The organism is Rubeoparvulum massiliense, from assembly GCF_001049895.1.
Taxonomy (GTDB): Bacteria; Bacillota; Bacilli; order Rubeoparvulales; family Rubeoparvulaceae; genus Rubeoparvulum; species Rubeoparvulum massiliense.
The window spans coordinates 835,761-854,686 of the sequence record NZ_CVPE01000006.1 but is presented as its reverse complement, the minus strand read 5'-3'; the positions used below and the strand labels follow the sequence as shown (position 1 = coordinate 854,686).

19 protein-coding genes and 1 pseudogene are annotated in these 18,926 nt (G+C 43.5%); 10 read left to right on the top strand and 10 right to left on the bottom strand.

From position 1 onward, the window contains the following. Positions 1-9: 9 nt before the first annotated feature. From mutS to BN1691_RS11890, 6 genes are all read left to right on the top strand, one after another. Positions 10-2,568 (top strand): DNA mismatch repair protein MutS, encoded by a 2,559-nt coding sequence (gene mutS / locus BN1691_RS11915; protein WP_048602413.1) that lies wholly within the window; start codon positions 10-12, stop codon positions 2,566-2,568. Positions 2,569-2,595: 27 nt separating this feature from the next. Continuing rightward, positions 2,596-4,503, top strand: a complete 1,908-nt coding sequence (gene mutL, locus BN1691_RS11910) for a DNA mismatch repair endonuclease MutL (RefSeq protein ID WP_048602412.1) — start codon at positions 2,596-2,598, stop codon at positions 4,501-4,503. A gap of 1 nt (position 4,504) precedes the next feature. Further along, on the top strand, positions 4,505-5,452 hold the full coding sequence (gene miaA / locus BN1691_RS11905) for a tRNA (adenosine(37)-N6)-dimethylallyltransferase MiaA (protein ID WP_048602411.1): 948 nt from the start codon (positions 4,505-4,507) through the stop codon (positions 5,450-5,452). A gap of 39 nt (positions 5,453-5,491) precedes the next feature. Continuing rightward, positions 5,492-5,725 carry an RNA chaperone Hfq gene (gene hfq / locus BN1691_RS11900; protein WP_048602410.1) on the top strand — a complete coding sequence of 78 codons (234 nt, stop codon included), beginning with the start codon at positions 5,492-5,494 and terminating at the stop codon, positions 5,723-5,725. Positions 5,726-5,947: 222 nt separating this feature from the next. Beyond that, positions 5,948-7,333 (top strand): globin-coupled sensor protein, encoded by a 1,386-nt coding sequence (locus BN1691_RS11895; RefSeq protein WP_048602409.1) that lies wholly within the window; start codon positions 5,948-5,950, stop codon positions 7,331-7,333. 155 nt (positions 7,334-7,488) lie between these two features. Then, positions 7,489-7,824, top strand: a complete 336-nt coding sequence (locus tag BN1691_RS11890) for a hypothetical protein (RefSeq protein ID WP_048602408.1) — start codon at positions 7,489-7,491, stop codon at positions 7,822-7,824. A 98-nt stretch (positions 7,825-7,922) separates the two neighbouring features. On the opposite strand, the gene BN1691_RS11885 is transcribed toward BN1691_RS11890, so the two are convergent. The 7 genes and pseudogenes from BN1691_RS11885 to BN1691_RS11855 all read right to left on the bottom strand — a co-directional run bounded on the left by BN1691_RS11885 (position 7,923) and on the right by BN1691_RS11855 (position 12,490). Beyond that, entirely contained in the window at positions 7,923-8,300 is a 378-nt protein-coding gene (locus BN1691_RS11885; RefSeq protein ID WP_048602407.1) for a phosphate-starvation-inducible PsiE family protein, read from the bottom strand. Positions 8,301-8,429: 129 nt separating this feature from the next. Then, positions 8,430-8,645, bottom strand: coding sequence for a spore coat associated protein CotJA (locus tag BN1691_RS11880; protein WP_048602406.1), 216 nt, complete (start codon positions 8,643-8,645; stop codon positions 8,430-8,432). 121 nt (positions 8,646-8,766) lie between these two features. Continuing rightward, a pseudogene (locus tag BN1691_RS11875) lies at positions 8,767-9,324 on the bottom strand (manganese catalase family protein); the annotation flags it as partial. A gap of 26 nt (positions 9,325-9,350) precedes the next feature. Further along, positions 9,351-9,668, bottom strand: coding sequence for a spore coat protein CotJB (locus BN1691_RS11870; RefSeq protein WP_231638407.1), 318 nt, complete (start codon positions 9,666-9,668; stop codon positions 9,351-9,353). Positions 9,669-9,809: 141 nt separating this feature from the next. Then, complete coding sequence (locus BN1691_RS11865) at positions 9,810-10,229, bottom strand: SPOCS domain-containing protein (RefSeq protein ID WP_053083764.1); 420 nt, start codon at positions 10,227-10,229, stop codon at positions 9,810-9,812. A 34-nt stretch (positions 10,230-10,263) separates the two neighbouring features. Next, on the bottom strand, positions 10,264-11,484 hold the full coding sequence (locus tag BN1691_RS13930) for a hypothetical protein (protein WP_147545870.1): 1,221 nt from the start codon (positions 11,482-11,484) through the stop codon (positions 10,264-10,266). Positions 11,485-11,674: 190 nt separating this feature from the next. Further along, positions 11,675-12,490: a collagen-like protein gene (locus BN1691_RS11855; protein WP_048602405.1), complete on the bottom strand. Its 816-nt coding sequence runs from the start codon at positions 12,488-12,490 to the stop codon at positions 11,675-11,677. 272 nt (positions 12,491-12,762) lie between these two features. On the opposite strand from BN1691_RS11855, the gene BN1691_RS11850 reads away from it, so the two are divergent. Together BN1691_RS11850 and BN1691_RS11845 are read left to right on the top strand one after the other, a co-directional pair. Continuing rightward, positions 12,763-13,362 carry an S-Ena type endospore appendage gene (locus BN1691_RS11850; protein WP_048602404.1) on the top strand — a complete coding sequence of 200 codons (600 nt, stop codon included), beginning with the start codon at positions 12,763-12,765 and terminating at the stop codon, positions 13,360-13,362. A gap of 234 nt (positions 13,363-13,596) precedes the next feature. After that, positions 13,597-14,019 (top strand): S-Ena type endospore appendage, encoded by a 423-nt coding sequence (locus BN1691_RS11845; RefSeq protein WP_048602403.1) that lies wholly within the window; start codon positions 13,597-13,599, stop codon positions 14,017-14,019. A gap of 105 nt (positions 14,020-14,124) precedes the next feature. Here the strand turns inward: BN1691_RS11845 and BN1691_RS11840 are convergent, their stop codons facing one another. Next, positions 14,125-14,451 (bottom strand): AzlD domain-containing protein, encoded by a 327-nt coding sequence (locus BN1691_RS11840; protein ID WP_048602402.1) that lies wholly within the window; start codon positions 14,449-14,451, stop codon positions 14,125-14,127. Beyond that, positions 14,442-15,143 (bottom strand): AzlC family ABC transporter permease, encoded by a 702-nt coding sequence (locus tag BN1691_RS11835; protein WP_231638425.1) that lies wholly within the window; start codon positions 15,141-15,143, stop codon positions 14,442-14,444. The genes BN1691_RS11840 and BN1691_RS11835 overlap by 10 nt, the downstream gene beginning before the upstream one ends. Before the next feature lie 446 nt (positions 15,144-15,589). Between BN1691_RS11835 and BN1691_RS11830 the strand changes: the two genes are divergently transcribed. Further along, on the top strand, positions 15,590-17,674 hold the full coding sequence (locus BN1691_RS11830) for a 5'-nucleotidase C-terminal domain-containing protein (RefSeq protein ID WP_048602401.1): 2,085 nt from the start codon (positions 15,590-15,592) through the stop codon (positions 17,672-17,674). Between the two features lie 87 nt (positions 17,675-17,761). Here BN1691_RS11830 and BN1691_RS11825 read toward each other — a convergent pair whose 3' ends face one another. After that, a complete protein-coding gene (locus BN1691_RS11825; RefSeq protein WP_048602400.1) occupies positions 17,762-18,364 on the bottom strand; it encodes a DUF4397 domain-containing protein in 603 nt (200 codons plus the stop codon). Between the two features lie 194 nt (positions 18,365-18,558). Here BN1691_RS11825 and BN1691_RS11820 point away from each other — a divergent pair, with 194 nt between their 5' ends. Continuing rightward, on the top strand, positions 18,559-18,915 hold the full coding sequence (locus tag BN1691_RS11820; protein ID WP_048602399.1) for a VOC family protein: 357 nt from the start codon (positions 18,559-18,561) through the stop codon (positions 18,913-18,915). Positions 18,916-18,926: the final 11 nt, after the last annotated feature.

The following is an 18,926-nucleotide window of genomic DNA, read 5'->3' as shown; positions in this document are numbered from 1 at the left end:
AAAAGACGGATGGAAACGTATACGCCAATGATTCAGCAATACCTAGCACTGAAGGAGAGTGTACCAGGTTTCCTTCTTTTTTTTCGCCTAGGTGACTTTTATGAGCTTTTTTTCGATGATGCCAAACTAGCTGCTCAAGAGCTAGAGATCACATTAACGGGTAGAGATGGCGGGTTGAAAGAACGGATCCCCATGTGTGGTGTACCGTATCATTCCTACCAACCCTATGTGAAAAAATTAATTGAAAAAGGATATAAGGTAGCCATTTGTGAGCAGGTCGAGGACCCACGGGAAGCCAAAGGGGTTGTGAAACGGGAGATCGTTCGCTTAATCACCCCAGGCACCTATTTCGATGAAGAGATAGGTCATGAGAAGGAGAATCGTTTCATTGCTGCAGTTCTAGGTGATGAGAAGAATTATGCAATCGCTCATTGCGATATCACCACTGGAGAAATTTCCGTGACTCAGGTACAGAGCATGGAGATTTGTGTCGAAGAGATTTTGGCGATCAATCCTGCGGAACTAGTGGTAGATAAAGATTGGGTAACTCCTGCGGCACTGGTGCAGAATCGGCTAGTACTAAGCCCATTGAAGGAATGGCCTGATGTACAAAGCTATGAGCGATTTACGAGTCACCTCGCTACACCATTGCTCCAACAGGTGACAGCGGGGCTCCTCTATTATCTCGAAGAGACACAACGAAAATCATTGGATCATCTACAGCCTGTTAAGCAGTATGAACGGGAGCAATACTTAGCCATGGATGTGTCAGCCCGTCGCAACCTTGAATTGTTTGAGACCATTCGTGAGAAAAAGAAGCGTGGCTCCCTGCTCTGGTTAATCGATGGTACAAGGACAGCGATGGGTGGACGTCTCCTGCGCCAATGGTTAGAGAAACCGCTTCGCTCCATTCCTGAGATCACAAGACGACAAGAAGTGGTTCACTTCTTTTTACACCACTTTTTTGAACGGGAAGAGCTCCGTGGCTATCTCAGCCAGATGTATGATTTAGAACGCCTTTTGGGAAGAGTCGCTGTAGGGATGGTCAATGGCAGAGAAATGGTGCACTTACGGGAATCATTGAAGCTGATTCCTGTCATCAAGCAGATGTTAAGTACCCAAGAGGATCCAATCATTCAGGAGATTGCCCAGTCCGTCTCCGAGATACCTGAGCTTGTTGAACGATTAGATGTAGCTCTCGTGGATGAGCCTCCCATCAGTCTTAAGGAAGGGGGACTCATCCGCAGAGGCTATCATGAAGAGCTGGACAAGCTTCATGATGCACGAACCAATGGAAAGACATGGATTGCCCAACTCGAGGCAGAAGAACGAACACGGACGGGAATAAAGAATCTTAAAGTTGGCTTTAATAAGGTGTTTGGCTACTATATTGAAATAACGAAGGGGAATTTGAAGCATCTAGAAGAGGGCAGATATGAGCGGAAGCAGACCCTGACCAATAGTGAGCGTTTCATTACGCCTGAACTGAAAGAGAAGGAAGCATTGATCCTTGGTGCTGAAGAGAAGATCATTGATTTGGAATATGAATTATTTATCAAGCTACGTGATCAGGTGAAGGAGTATGTGGAGCTGATCCAGTCCATCGCCCATCAGATTGCAGCCCTCGATGTTCTACAGGGTTTAGCACAGATTGCAGAAGGTGAAGGCTGGATTCGCCCTCATATCGTGGACGATGGTGCTTTGATCATTGAACAAGGTCGTCATCCGGTGGTAGAAGCAGTGGTAGGGAAAGGTCAATTTATTGCCAATGATACTTTCCTAGATCAGGAACAATCCACTCTGTTAATCACAGGGCCTAACATGGCTGGTAAGAGTACGTATATGCGACAGGTGGCATTGATCGTCATCTTAGCGCAGATGGGAAGCTATGTTCCTGCAGCAGAGGCAACCATCCCCTTAGTAGATCAGCTCTTTACCCGCATTGGTGCTGCCGATGATCTCGTGGCTGGTCAGAGTACTTTTATGGTGGAGATGGCGGAGATTAAATCAACCACAGCTGCTACAGGACGGAGTCTGGTGCTCATCGATGAAATCGGTCGTGGTACATCTACTGCTGACGGAATGGCCATCGCCCAAGCAGTGGTAGAGTATTTTCATCAGCTGGGCTGTAAAACACTAATTTCTACCCACTATCATGAGCTGGCAGCTCTTGAACAGCATCTTCCCCACTTACGCAATGTGCATATGGCTGTGGAGGAGCGGCAGGATGAAGTGATCTTTTTACGGAAGCTGGTCCCTGGGGCAACCAATGAAAGCTATGGGATTTACTGTGCGGAAATCGCAAAGTTACCGATTTCCATCGTTGCACGTGCCCGTGAATTATTACAGCATTATCGGGAAACCCATCCTGTTGCGGTGCCACAAGTGATGACGATTCAGGAACAGGTTGAACGAACGAAACCGTTGGAACCTCGTGAGACACAATTAGGGCAGAAAGAACGAGAAGTACTGAAGCAATTAGCTCAGTTGGAGCTGATTACCACTACGCCATTGGATGCACTGCAATGGCTCTATCGCTTACAGCAGATGATGAAAGATGGGGAATGATCATCTGTGAAGCAAGGAGGTGAACGTATGAGCCGTATTCAGCGACTCGATCAGCATTTAATCAATCAGATTGCCGCTGGTGAAGTGGTTGAGCGCCCGGTCTCCGTTGTAAAGGAATTAGTGGAGAATGCCATCGATGCTGGTAGTCGGAGGATCCAGATCCTTGTTGAGGAGGGGGGGCTCAAACTGATTCAGGTTCGGGATGATGGCTGTGGGATGAGTGAAGCAGATGTCCGTCTGGCTTTTGAAAGGCATGCCACCAGCAAAATCTCCCGCCCCCGTGATCTTCAACAGATTCAGACCCTTGGCTTCCGTGGTGAAGCACTTCCCAGCATTGCATCTGTAGCCAAGGTAGAATGTAAAAGCTGTGAAGAAGCCGGTCAAGCAGGCTTTCACCTCATTGTAGAGGGAGGGACGGTGGTTGAGGAAGGTCCAGTAGGGATGCCTCCAGGTACGGAGATTACAGTTCGTGATCTTTTCTATAACACTCCAGCTCGTTTGAAATATATGAAATCTCTCCATACGGAATTAGGGCATATCATCGATTTTGTCAATCGAATTGCGCTAGCCCATGCAGAGATCGCTTTCCTCCTCATTCATGAAGGAAGGCAGCTGATCCAAACCTATGGCAATGGTGATCGACTTCAGGTCTTTGCCTCCATTTATGGTACAGAGGTGGCCAAAAAATCACTGGCAATTCATGAGGAATCCTTCGACTTTCAATTGGACGGCCTCATGGTGGCACCGGAACTGAATCGTTCAAACCGAAGCTATCTCTCATTCTTTGTCAATGGAAGATATATTAAAAATCCAGCGCTGGTTCAAGCGATTCTGCGCGCATACCATACGCTACTACCCATCAATCGCTACCCGATTGGTGTGCTTTACCTTACCATGGATCCTCATCTTCTCGATGTGAATGTGCATCCTGCGAAGCTAGAGGTACGTTTTAGTAAGGAGCGAGAATTGGTCGCTTGGGTCGAGGAGATGGTGCACCAAGGTTTAATGGAAGTTTCACTCATTGCTCGTCCCATCATTAATCCAGATAAGGAGCGCAATCGCTATCATCAGGAGGAACTTCTAGAGAGACGAGATTGGTTTCAATCACCTCCAGCTATAAAAAATCAAGAAATTGTCAATACTGGTAAACATGGTGACGCTCAGCCTGAGCGGATCGATTCCGATTCTGATGAGCGAGAGGGGAAGGAGGAGGTAGAGAAAGAGAAGCAACCGCATGATTTCATGGGTGTAAGCAAACAAGTACAGATCGCAGAACAGCCTTCCCCGTACGCAACGGGCGAAGTCCGAGGATATCAATCTGTATTGGCTTCACTTCATCAGGAGCTTCCACCACAGATCCCTCCATTAGAACCTTTAGCCCAGCTACATGGCACCTACCTGCTCTGTCAGAATGAGGAAGGCTTATATATTATCGATCAGCATGCTGCCCAAGAACGTATTTTCTATGAATATATTTTACTGAAAATGAGCGAAGAAGAGCTTGTCTTACAGCCCTTATTGGTGCCAGATCTCTTTGAGTTAACGGTAGAACAGGTTCAAACGGTGGAGCTACATCGATCACTATTTGAGCAGATGGGTGTCTTTCTGGAACCATTCGGCCATCAATCCTATGTACTCCGTGCTCATCCCTACTGGTTTCCTCCAGGAGAAGAGCGGGCCATTGTCTACGAGATGATTGATCTTTTACAAGCTGAGCGTGACGTTCAATCACTTCAATTTCGGGAAACAGCTGCCGCGTCCATGGCGTGTAAGGGTGCGATCAAGGCCAATCGCTTTCTCCGAAAAGATGAGATGGTCCAATTGATTGAAGATCTCAGACGAACACGTTCACCATTTACTTGTCCACACGGGCGACCGATCATCATCCATTTTTCTACCTATGAAATTGAGAAAATGTTTAAGCGGGTGATGTGAGATGAAGGCGCCATTAGTAACGATCATTGGACCCACTGCTGTGGGAAAAACCAGCTTAAGTCTGTTTCTTGCTCAACAGCTAGGAGGAGAGATTGTTTCAGGAGATTCTATGCAGGTATATCGAGGGATGGATATTGGAACCGCAAAAGCTACTTTAGAGGAAAGGGCGCTGGCTCCTCATCACATGATTGATATATTGAAGCCTGATCAAGATTTCTCTGTTGTTCAATTTCAACAATTAGCAAGGCAAGCCATTCAAGAGATTCAACAACGTGGACATCTCCCGATTTTAGTAGGGGGCACAGGCCTCTATGTTCGTTCCATCATTTATGATTATCAGTTTTCTGAAGTAGTAGAAGACCCACTTTTTCGTAAGGAGATGGAGGAGAAAGCGAAGCGAGAAGGGAATGAAGCTATTTGGCAGCGATTGAACCAAGTAGATCCAACAACAGCTCAGCAGGTTCATCCCAATAACCTACGTCGGGTGATTCGTGCCCTCGAAGTTTATCAGCTTACAGGCGTTCCTATCTCACAGCAAGTATCTCATTCTACTCCTGACGAGTCACCTTATGAGCTTTGGCTCATTGGTCTAACCATGGAACGTTCGCAATTGTACCAGCGCATTGCTCAGCGGGTGGATGGTATGATGGAGGAGGGATTGCTTCAGGAGGTAGAGAATCTTCTACATCAGGGCTATGATGAGCATTATACCGCCATGCAGAGCATTGGCTATAAAGAGTTCCTTCCATACTTTCGAGGTGAGGCATCCTTAGAAGCGTGCGTTGCCCAATTGAAACAGAACACCCGAAGATTTGCCAAGCGGCAATATACTTGGTTTCGGCATCAATTTACGGGAATCCATTGGTATGATGTGACCAATCTAGAACAATGGGAACAACTTCAGCAAACAATTTTGCATGAGGTGCAGGAAAGTTTTTGCTGTCGTTGAATATATTCATATAGAACAGATATATAGGGGGTCATTTCCTTGAAAACTTCAATTAATATTCAGGATACATTCTTGAACCAGTTACGTAAGGAGAATATTGCTGTAACGATCTATTTGGTGAATGGTTTTCAACTGCGCGGCTTTGTTAAAGCGTTCGATAACTTTACAGTAGTTATTGAGGTAGAGGGTAAACAACAATTAGTTTATAAGCATGCTATCTCCACCTTTACGCCACAGCGGAATGTTTCATTGATGGCACCTAGCGAAGAATAATTGTCCAATAAGGGATGCATAGAGTATTAGGGAAAACGGGTTAGTTAAAGCTATCCCGTTTTTTGGCGTTTCAACTTGTGTAGATAATCAACTTGCAGATAAACACCGTTCAGATTAATCTAATATGTATAATCTTTGTAAAGATATTAGTGAATCAATTGTTTTTTATACAAGAACGTGTAATATAGGAGTAAAGATGCAACTTTGGGGGAGGACTATTCAATGAGTAAATGCCCAGTACAACATTGGTTAAAAAACGAACATGGGGCCATCCGACTCTTTTCTAGTAAAGAGCAGGTAGAGGATATGGGAACCAAGCGTAGTGGAATGGGTGAAATCTCAGCTGAAGTCAAGGATTATTTCCAACAATTACAGCGGAGTTCAGAAGGCGCTAATAGTTCTTTTGTTGGCTTAACAGCAGAGGATCTTCAACGCCTTGTAGCCATACGTCCCATTTTTGAACGCTATGTAATGCAAATGGTAGATGTTTTTTATGCGAAAATTGAGACAAACCGTGAATTGATGCGGATTATCAACAAGTACTCTACCATCGATCGTCTTAAAAAGACGCTAAAGCAATATTTACTGGACATGGTCTCAGGTGAAATTGGTCAGGACTATATTATACGACGTAAAGTGATTGGTAATGTACATAATCGCATTGGCTTATTTCCAGAATGGTATTTAGGAGCGTATGCCAATATTCAGAATGAAGTGGCTAAGATTCTCTTTACAGAAATGCCTAAGGAAGAAGCGATTCTTACTTATCAAGCGTTCATGCGTCTCTGCTCCTTCGATATGCAAATCGCTATTAATACATATATTGAATCCTATACTGCATCCATGATGAAGCTGAATGAGATTGAAGAGATTCAAGAACGTCTGAATAAATCCTCAGAGACCATGCTTGCTAGTGTGGAGGAGACCACAGCTTCCATCATGGAGAAACAGCAGCATGTGGATTCCATTCTCGAAAGTACCCGATTTATCCAAGAGGATGCCAAGGCTACTGTTAGCGAGGTAGAACGTGGGAAGGCAGATGTAAGCAATGCTCTAGAGGAGATGAAGCATTTAATCCAATTTATGGACCAAACCAAGGAAACATCCACCCAATTAATTCAAAGCACCCAACGGATTGGTGAAGTGGTGAAGGTGATTCAAGATATCTCGAAGAAGACCAATGTTCTTTCATTAAATGCCACCATTGAAGCAGCACGCGCAGGAGAACATGGACGTGGCTTCAATATTGTGGCCAGTGAAGTGCGTAATTTGGCCATGCAGACACAGAAGGCCTTAACGCATATTGAAGAGCAGGTAGCCAATGTGTTACAGCATGTGAATCTATTCGAGGAATCCTTCGCCTCCATCGTGAATCAAACCAATCAATATCGCCAGGTTAATCAACGGATCATGGAAGTGATGAGCAGCTCCTCAGAGCGTGTGCGTCATAGCGGTTCTCAGATCGATAGGGTTGCAGAGTATATCTATGGCTTCCGTACTACCTTTGAGGAGATCGGTGGTGCTTCTCAACAGGTAGCAGAGATGGCAGAAGAGTTAAGTGAATTAAGCGGTCAGCTCAACGATAAATTCCAACAGCAAGAGAAGTAGTCCACAGATACTATATTAATCATATAAATATGGCTCTGTCGTAGGTAATTCCCCTCTTGATTATGTGAAAAGAATGTGACAAGCTGATAATAGTTATCATTGAATTTTTCAATAATCTCTTGGGAATTAGAACAGCGATGATAGGAGCCGAAGATATGATCAAGAAGGAACCTCATCTTGCTTTTGCTGATGTCACGTATGAGAGTCTAGATGAAATGGCTGAACAGTTATTGGCAGAGGTCTATGAACAACTACGTAAGATTCGTGTAGGTGAAGAGGAAAATTCCTGTACGACACGGAAGTATGTCCTTCGCCGTTTGGTACAACTTCAACATCAATTTGGCGATCTAGTTCCTCATCTTTATCGTACAGCCTATAATGATGCTTGGTCTCAGGTCTATTATTGGGAGCATAAAGCTGGTTATAAGCATCCCTACCTCAGGCACATGATGGAACGATTAATTCAAGCGTCGCAACAGCTATCACATTAGAATGAAGAAGACTAAAGAACAGCCCCAGATGGATTGAACTCCTCAGTTCAATCCATCTGGGGCATTTTTCTCATTGGCTCTTTTTCAGTTTATATGTACTATGCATCTGAACGCTTCTGTTTATTCCCTCGTTGGATCAAATATTTAAAGAGCAGCAAGAGTAAGATGGCAAATACGCTGATCAGCATATCCACACTCTCTTCGTAGAAGATTAATTTTCGACTAATGGCGAGGATTAGAATGTCGATAACGAGATAGACATCCTTACGAATGATGAGCAGGATCAGCTCCAAGCCAACAGCAAGGAGGAGAACCTCAGAGAGGATCATCTTGTAATTATTGATCAAGGAGTGCTGTTGCACATTGTCGCCAAGAACCATGATCATTTCAATGAAGCTGAAGAGGATAACAGCAAAGAGTAAGGTGGCGATAAGCCATTCACTCCATTTAAAAATATAATGCAATATGCGATTCATAGACATCTCTCCCTAGCATCGGGAACTTTATCCCAGAAGAATCAGCAAAATTTGCCTATCTTCATTATAGCTAGGGGAGAATGCCTATACCTATGGAATCATGAAATCTTTATTACAATTATAAACAGATTAGCTGCAATGCTCGGGATGATACGGATCATAGAGCCAAGGAAACAGCGTACCACGCATGATTGCCTCTGGCAGTGGAAATTGCGGATATAGCTGGTCGAAGGGCATGGGACGAACTGGGCAGACGGGCATAGGTGGGTATGCAGACGGCTCTAGCTCCTTTCCCTTCATATGCTTATGCAGTTGTTTCTGCTTTCTTACAGAACGACCTGCCATCATCTCACCTCCATTAGTTTAGTCGCTTAACCTAACTGGTAAACTCATCAGGTGTGAAGTTCGTAGTATAGAATAGTTCTGTATCTCCATAGGGCTCGAATGCCCTTGGATCGTATTTATATTTAGCATAATGCTCTTCTACTAAGTAGAGTGCTTCGCGGAAGCGTTGGGAATGGACGACCTCTCGCTCTCGTAAGTAGGTAAGCGCATCGATCACACCGCGGTCATCGGTAAGCTTGATCAAGGCCTCATAGGTAGCTCGGGCCTTTTCTTCTGCGGCAATATCCTCAGCCAGATCCGCGATGGGATCCCCTTTTGCTTGTATATAAGTAGCAGTCCAGGGATTACCACTTGCATCGGTATAAAAGAGCGCCCGCTCATGATCAGCAAAATGAGCACCGAGACCTGCTGCCTTCATCTCATCGGGTGTTGCATCCTTCACCAGCTTATAGACTAAGGTAGCGATCACTTCTAAGTGAGCCATCTCTTCTGTACCGATATCGGTTAACAAAGCCTTGGCCCGTTCATTGGGCATGCTATAGCGTTGATTCAGGTAGCGTAAAGCTGCTGATAATTCACCATCAGGTCCACCGTATTGGGTGATGAGATATTTTGCAATCTCTAGATTGCATTTTTCTACCCGCACAGGGATTTGTAATTTCTTCTCATAAATCCACATCTTGCTTTTCTCCTCCTTTCTTTCCCCTAGTACTCAATTTCCCACGGCCATGGTGTTTTGATCCAATCATAGGGCATGGTTGCTGGAGAGAATCCATAATGCATTAACTGACCAAATTCCTGCTCATACCGGCATTTCAACTGATGTAGCTGCTGAGAAAGGGCATTGTACTGCATAACTGCTCGCCCATCTTGGGGATGTGTATCCAGATAGAGCTGTAATTCCACCAGGGCAAATTCCACAGTTTGTAGCTCCATAAGGGTTTTGCGCCAATCCATGGTTTCACAAACAGGCATCTGATATTCAGGCATTTGTAAAGGTGCCTGCTTCATTGGCTGATACATGCTGTCACCTCACTCTGTGCGTCTTCCCTACTAGCCTATGTAGGGGCATAGGTGGATGAGACAGGGTAGTGGCCTATTTTTAATAGCGAAGTCCTCCGTCAGTATGATACCGATGGAGGACTGTATTATTTTATCCAACTATTATCCAGCGTTTACTTTTCGAATACAAACCTTGATGATCTCTTTTTCAACAAACTTATAGGCTAATGAATTGTCTGATCCACCAAAATTAGCTTCACGGGCAAAAACAGTACAGAGAATTGTGGCGCCTGTAACAATAAATGGATCATTCTCATTAGCATCATCCCGATCAATAAAGCACTGAAAGGGAACGTCATCATAAATGGTATTAGAAGAACCATCCACTTTAGTATAGGTGATGGTCTTGCGAACCACTCCGCAGACAATTACTTTTTCTGGGCAGACTTTTTCAATTCGAGCTTCTACTGTTTTAGTATGAGAGGTAGTTCCTCTTTGCGCTGGTGGAACTAATTGTGTCTTACGTTCAATGACAACCTGACAACAAGTTTGTGGATTAGCGATTGGACATAAATCTGTCATTTGGTTACCTCCTAATCACATTAAGTGGACTATCTTAGCTGTTATTTGGAGCAGGCCCCTTCCGTATACATACTTTAACGATCTCTTTTTCGATGAACTTATACGCTAACGAATTGTTAGGTCCACCAAAATTGGCCTCACGGGCAAAAATAGTACAGAGAATCGTGGCGCCTGTTACATGGAATTCATCATTTTCATTCGCATCGTCACGATCGATGAAACATAGGAATGGTATGTCATCATATCTAGTTTGAGACTGGTTCTCTGCATCTAGATAGGTGATAATCTTGCGAACAAGCCCACAGATGACTACTTTTTCTGGACAGACCTTTTCAACACTTGCTTCCACTGTTTTTTCGTGCGTGACACTCCCCCTTTGTGCAGGTGGGACTAACTGTGTCTTCTGTTCGACAATAACCTGACAACATGATTGTGAATTGACGATAGGACATATATTGGCAGCTGTGATCTCACCATTAATTGCCAAACCAAAAACAGTGTCAGCTCCAGTTCCAGTGTTAAAGCTTAAGAGAATATTTCCACTAGCAATATCAAACTTATAGACATTTGCAGTAGAGAAATCTGCGCTCCAAAAGGAAGTGCCATCAGGGTCGAGGTTTAACGCAAACCAATTATCCTCTCCCGGTGCATCATAGGTCTGAATAACAGCACCTGCAGCGTTTAGACGAACAATTTCAGCACTGTCTGCTACCAGGACACCACCATCAGGTAGAATTCTTAGTGCAAAAGCTGGGCTGTTGGGAAGCGTTGCAAAGTCAGGCAGCTGTGTGTTATTACAGACATCAAAACGCTTTACAAGGAAACCTTCAGAGGTGTAGAACATGGTACACTGATCAGAAGCGAGGTCGATCCAGTCTGAGCCACGAGCTTCTCTTGCTACATCAAAAGCTGTGAGAGGATTACCTGCTGCATCGAATTTAAGAATATCTCCAGTACCATTTGCTTGGCCAACATAAGCATTTACATTAGCATCGAAGAGAATTGATTCTGGATCTGCATCATATCCACTACCAAAATTGCCTAATAGATTTCCACTAGAATCGAATACTTGAACGGATTGATCAGAAAAGTTAGTTACATATAATCGATTCAAGCTGTCAAAGGCCATGCCTGTAGTAAAGGTCCCTGGTCTGCCAGTATCAAGGGTAGCAACCAAAACACCATTTTTATCTCTCCACTGTACTTTTCCATCTTCAACTGCGACAAAAACATCTCCCCTGTTAAACGTAGCCATCACTGAACCCCTTCCTTGCATTAATTTGAGATTTATTTTATTTATCTAGCTAGCAATATAATATGTTCGTTTTTTTTGAGTGCATGGGGATGTACAAGTAAGGAAAAGCACATTTATTTCGCATCAATGAATTGTATCTAGGCTACATCTACCCACAGAACATGGTATTTACATCAAACTTTTGCAACATCTATATAATTTTTATAATAGTAACCTTAACCATATCACTTTCAACAAACTTAAACGCTAGCGTGTTTGCTTGATTTTCTTGATTACTAGCATTTCCAAAGTTGGCTTCATGAGTATCTATATTACAAATGTTTTGATCGACAATTTCATATTGATCGCCTTCTTTGATATCTTCTCGTTCAACTAAACATTGAAAAGCCACTTCATCTAATAGTATATGGTTTGAAACTTCTGTTCCGTCTTGTACTGCAGTATAGGTTAATTCTTTTTGAAGCAGACCACAAATTACAACCACGCCAGGACAGACTTTTTCAATTTTAGTGGTTAGCCTTTTTGAAGCAGTAGTGCTACCTTTCTTCGCAGGAGGAATTAGTTGTGTAGTGTGATTGATTAAAACATGACATTCCAGTGATTTTGGGGATCCTGGAGGCCCCGGAGGCCCTTGGGGTCCTGGTACTCCCTGAGGTCCTGGAAGACCTTGTGATCCTTGCTGTCCAGGAGGCCCTTGGATGCCTGCAACTCCTTTTGTCCCAGGAAGACCTTGAGGCCCTTGAGGTCCCTGAGACCCTTGTGGACCAGGCGCTACTGCTTTTGCAATAATATTTATCTTTGGTGGGGGACAATTTACTTTTATAATTTTTCTTTTACGAATAACGACACGCTGCCTTGCCCGTTTTTTCTTTGGCTTGCATATATTTAGCTTTTTATTAAAACTTTTCTTTGGTATTTTACATATTTTTTTTACTTTTCTTTTTTTGACTAGTTTAACTTTTTTTACGCATGTTTTTTTTGCTGAGATGTTAATCGTACAACTCATTTTCTGCACCTCCTCATGTAATATAATTCATCCTATGTTATTACTTCTCAAACGAATGTATGTAAACCTAACCAATCAATAGATAGGAATCTATTTGTAAAATGAGCAATCGTAGGCATTGGCTATGTATGACTTCTCATTGTCAAATATAAATGTGTAAAGGTCGTAAAAACAGGTGATTGCCATATGGTAGATGCATAGTTTTCTTATGTGAATTCGCATAGCATAAAAAAGAAGCATGTTAAATGCTTGAAGGGAGGGAATAGATAATAGTGAAAACACAAGTGATTAGCAATAAAGCAAAAGCCACTTCCAAAGTCGCAGTTAATATTAACTGCCCTATAAGAAAAAAAAAGGAAGTTAAATGCAAAAAAGTCAAGAGAAAAAAGCTCATAAAAAGAAAACAACCAATTATCAAAATCCCCACAATTAAACTGCCTAATATTAATGTGCCACTCACGGTTACTGGTTCTGACTCAACCTCAACTGCGACATCCAATGCCATCAACAACATTTCTACCATCGATCAACGGTTTGAAGAAATCTTGAAGCGAACATCCAAACAGACACTATCAGAAAAGATCTGTGAAGATTTCACATTGCGTTGTAATTCTGGAGCAAAGGTGTTATGGCAAGCCATTGGAGTATGCCCTATTGTAACAATTAAAGTGGAGAATAAATCAGCCTGTAATATGGTATTATCTGTACACCGCTCTCAGGATGCTTCGGCATCATCACAAGTGATATTGCCTGATGGTGTTGCAATTATTACAGCAGACAATCTTCAAAAGGTTGAAATCTCTTGCCAAGGCACGGCGAACGAAGAATGCTGTGGGTTTTTTAGTCTATTTATTCATATTCCACTACATTGACATATGTACATGAGGCAACATCATGCGATGGCAATCTAGTAACAATAACACATTTCATAATCTTGCAGACAAGCGCTGATGCAAAAACGAGTCTTAACGCATTTGATATTAGCAGGTTGAACGAGATATGAGTGAAGATACGTGTAGAAAAGGCCATGGTAATTGTGCACACTTTTCTGTATAAGACTTCTTCAACACGTTCAACCGGAGAATACTTTTCTGGGAGGAATGAGAATGAGCTGCAAAAAAGGTGATTCCTGTTGTAACATGGAAGTAGTTTCTAACTGTGTCGCATGTGATTGGACATTACAAGGTGATGAGAATTCAAGTGTAGGTTCTCCGACGGAAAATACTGTATTAAGCCAAATTATTTATACTGTAAACGGACTATGCCCCATTGTTTCAGGTAAAATTAAATATTGTACAGCGAACTGGCCAGGTGAAGATGCTACTGGTAGAGTAGCACCTCTAAGCGTGCTCGTACAATTTTTACGCGGCCAACAAGTAGTTGAGACTCAACAAGTATATTTAGGAAGCTGTATTTCCTTCACTGCTGCTAAGTTTGATAAGATTCAGGTGTCTCGGGTAAGCGAAGACCCTGGTCGTTTCACTCTTTCTGGTGAGTTCTGTATTACCCCTAACTTTACTACTCACTAAGCATTATATTGTCAGCAGAAAAAATAAAATATTGATTTCTGAAAAAGAGAGGGCTCCATTTTGTTAGGAGCTCTCTCTTTTTTACTGTTTTTGATAGAATACAATCTAAAACATCCCCCGTAGAATCATCAAGGTGATGACACCAACCATAACGGTTCCCATCAGACTGCGGGTAAAGAGGGCAACCAATAGAGCAGGGAGAGCAGCGAGGAGTCGCCAGTTCCCCCACAGGGAGGGGAATTCCTCGGTTGGGACAAACAGTTCTTGTGCTAGTAGTGCTGCCATGATGGCGATGGGAATATGGCGAAGCCATTGTAGCATCCATCTTGGTAGATCGAACTGGCTTAGGACGGCTAGGGGTAAGATTCTAGGAATAGCAGTCATCATGGTGCCACCAAGAACAAGGAGGAGGAAGGATGTGCTCATCTCCATCGTTCCACCCCCATTCCCCAGGTGGCAGCACATAAGGTGGCAAGAATAACGCTGAAGCCCACAGGCATGAAAATGGTAAAGAGAAGCGTAAGTATAATAGCGATGGCAGCCACACTGAGATCCAGTGGCCACTCCTTTCGCTCTTGCATCTGCAGAACGATAAGCCCAATGAACATGGCAGGTAAGGCAAAGTCCAATCCATAGACCTTCGGATCCCCGATCCATTCGCCCACGAAGCCACCGGCAATGTTGGCGATAAACCAGTTGAGATAAGCAGTGAGATTGAGTCCAAACATCCAGGTGGTGTTGAGACTACCATGACGTGTGAGATTATTCGCAGCTACAGCAAAGGTTTCATCGGTTAGTTGATAACCTAGGAGTGAATTTTTCCACACAGGTTGTCCCTTAAAATAAGGGGCAAGCGCTGCACTTAAAAGTAGATAACGGAGATTGGCGAGAAAGATCGTAAAGATAATGGCAGTAATGGAGGCACCTGATGCCCACATGCCTGCTGCAATAAACTGTGCAGATCCAGCATAGAGGAGGAGAGAGAAGAGAGCGATCTCCAGCATGCTAAAACCAGCAGTTCGTTCTACAACACCTGCAGCAAAACCGATGCTTAAATAGCCTAATACAGTAGGAAGACAATCGATTATTCCTTTACGGAAATCGATCCACCGGGAAGCGGTGATATCTGTATGCACTTGAATTGATTTACTATCGATAGTTCTCACCCTCTTATCTTATTTGTACGAGGTAGATGGTATCTAGCCTGTGGTAGATTGTACGTCGTTCTCCCCTGAAGAAGCGGGAGTCTGGTAAGCTCCCACGAAAAAATATTATTTTAAATATACAGGAATGGTTGGGAATGTCAATACAGAATGTTTTAAAAATTTACAATACATAACAAAGATCCTCACCTTTCTTCATATTAGCTTGCTAATATGAAGAGGTATATCATCGCTAAAAAAAGCAGTAGTAGATTGTAACGATAGGATATGGACATGATCTAAGGGAAAAAACTCAAATTTATCTTATCCTGCGTAAAATGCCATCAGAACTTCCCTGTGGAAGGATAATCGTGCCATGTAGAATAAGAAATGGGGAGAAAAAAAGATATATTAAAGGAGGAATTAGTATGGCTAAAAGCAAACGCATAACCAGTCTCTTACTTGCGCTAGTCTTGTTGGTAACATTCTCATTACCAGCCATGGCAAGTAATGATACACAGTACTTTACAGATATTAGCCAATCAACTTATCAGGAAGCCATTGTTTCATTGCATGAAATGGGCGTCGTTAGTTCCGCTCCTGATCATTTATTCCGACCAGAGGATAAGCTAACGAAGGCAGAAGCTACTGCTTTATTGATCCGGGGATTTCATCTCTCCAAGGTTCAACCCATTCCAGCAGAAGATCCTACTATGGAAAAATCATTCACATATACAGACCCCTTACAAGTGATTGATGATTCCTTCTCTATTCCATCGGCAGCGGATCTTGTAGGCCACTGGGGCATACAATATGTGGAAGGCTTGATCAAGGTTCGTGCAGTGGAGGTAGAAGGTAAGACCTTTACTCCAAGCACTTCTGTTACGAAAGCAGAATGGAGTAAAATGCTAGCCAATGTTATCTTCGGTGTAGATCAATCGAAGGATGTGGTGAAGGCTGCTGTAGAAGCAGGCTTCATCGATGCAACGGTGGCTACCTCCACTGAAGCGATCACACGGGCAGAGGCAGCAGGGATGCTTGCCAAGATTTTGAATAACCCTGAATTCAAGGTAGTTACTATCTTTGCTACTTCTGACATTCATGGCCATCTGCAACCTTATACTCCCCGTGGTGCCCAGCATGAGATTGGTGCATTAGCTAAGATGAGCCAAGTGATCAATGAGATGCGTGCTTATCAGCCCAATACATTGCTTATCGATTGCGGTGATGCGCCCTATAATACCAATATCACCAACCTATTTGAAGGTGCATCTGCCATAGAAGTGATGAATCAAATGCAGTATGATGCCATGGCCATTGGAAATCATGATTTTGACTTCCCACTCACGGTGATGGAACGGAATGCGAAGACTGCAAACTTCCCATTCTTATCAGCCAACACCAAGTATGAAGGAAAAACACCCTCCTTTATTCAACCATCTGTCATGAAAGAAATCGATGGTGTGAAGATTGCCATCGTTGGGATTACTGATGACCAAAGTGCGCTATATACACATCCTCGCAATGTGAAGGGTGTCACATTCGACAATGAAATGGAAGCAGCGCAAAAAGCAGTAGATCAAGTTCGTAAGGAAGCGGATGTTGTTATCGCTTTAGCCCATTTACATGGTGATAACCCTGTCCTCCCAACCAAGGTGAATGGTATTGATATTGAGATTGGGGGAGGTCAAGACGTAGTTGGTTATCCCCAATTGATCAATGATACCTATCTCATCTCCCCAGGTAAGCATGCAGAGTTATTGAATCAAATCAATATTACGATGTATCAAGGTAAAATGGTTGGTCTAAACTTTGCACCACTCTTTATGACCTACAATCTACCTGAGGATCCAGCAGTGAAAGCCATTGTTGATAAGTATGACGAGCAATTAGGGAATAAGATGCAAGAAGTAGTAGGAACCACAACGGTTGAACTGGATGGTGAGCGACAAACTGCTCGGTTAAAAGAATCCAATCTCGCCAATGTGATTGCCGATAGTCTACGTGAATTAACAGGCGCCGATATCGCTCTGCAAAATGGTGGTGGTGTACGCGCCTCCATTGATGCTGGTGATATTACCATGGCAGAAGTTTATGCTACCCTTCCCTTTGACAATACCGTTGTAGTAGTGAAAGCAACTGGTAAGACGATCTGGGCAGCCTTAGAAAATGGTGTAGCTCAATATCCAGCAGCAGCTGGTTGCTTCCTCCAAGTTTCTGGCTTGTCCTATACCTTTGATGCCTCGAAGGAAGCAGGCTCTCGTGTTGTTGATGTGAAGGTTAATGGCCAACCCATCGATCTTGAGAAAACCTATACCGTCGTAACCAATGATTTTATCACGGGCGGTGGCGATGGCTTCACCATGATGAAAGAGGATACCACGCTTCAATTAACAACGAAACATTATCTTCGTGATGCCTTCGTTGAATATTTACAAAAGCATACGAATATGGCCCCACAAAATGAGGGACGGATTACAATCCTAAATGAAGCAACACCAGAAGCGAAGTAAGTAATTCAGAACCAAAAAGAGGCACAGGATCGCCACTTGATCCTGTGCTTTTTCTTAATCTAATTCATCGCTTTCATCTTTGCAGCTTTACGAGGTTAAATAAGAGTTGCCATCCAGCGGAATCAATACCTCTAATGGAGGACGACCGCCGACAAGGCCGATGGCATCGACGGTATAAAAGCGATTTCCATGGAGATGTACATTAGGAACATGAAGAAGACGTTCATTGGTCCCCGCTCGATAGAGATCTAGCGTATATGTTCCAGGATGGAGTGAAATATACGGTGTCACCTGGCCAAAGTGAATATTTCGAAATAGTGTAGCGCCATGGGAGAGGCGGAGGTCGATGGCAGGGGCATTGGGAGAGAGCTGGGCAAAACGGAGATGAACGAGATTGGGCCGTCGTTCCATTCTTGGTTCAGGCATAGGTAGTAAACGGAGATGGGGGAGCTGATCGATGACAGCAACAGTCTGAATGGAATTGGGAGGGACAGTTAGATTACTTGTTAAGACGGGATTGGTACGACGACCAGCAGGAAAGACCTGGATATTGTATGAGCCTGTTGGTAAGGCGAGATAGGGAGTAAATTCTCGGTAGTCTAGATTACTGGCTATTTTTAAGCCATTGGCATAAACATCTACAGCAGGTGCACCAGGCGATGCATGAAGAAGACGGAGATACGCAGTCATAGGACTCCAACCTTTCTGTGAGGTACTTGAATTCGGCTTTTGTCCTAGTATATGTGCCCCTAGCCATTTGGCTACCGAAGAGCGTCAGATTGTGCCTTGGCCTACATGGAAGGTGTGATCCAATCCTCTTCTCTAGCCGGTGGGGATCGAATATATTATAATAAAAAGAAAATTATGAAAAGTGGTTGGATTGGATGAAGCAACCATCACCCATTCAGGGGCTCCATGCGGTTGTGATTTTTGTGAAGGATTTAGAGAAGCAGAAACATTTTTATGGGGACATCTTGGGGCTTGAAGTGGAAGGTGATTATGGTGATGCCATCTTTTATCGCTGTGGGGATCAGAAGATCGCGCTGTTTGAACAGAGCCATCACAGAGAGGGAAGTAAACGCTTAGAGGGTGCGAAGAAAGGGATCTCCCATCTGGAGTTCATCATCTCGAAGGAGCAACAGGAAGCATGGAACGAGTATCTTACATTAGCAGGACATCATGCATACCGAGAGAATTTTGAGGATGCAGATGGGAACCTCTTTCATTTTGTTTTTCGTTAAGTAAGAGCAAG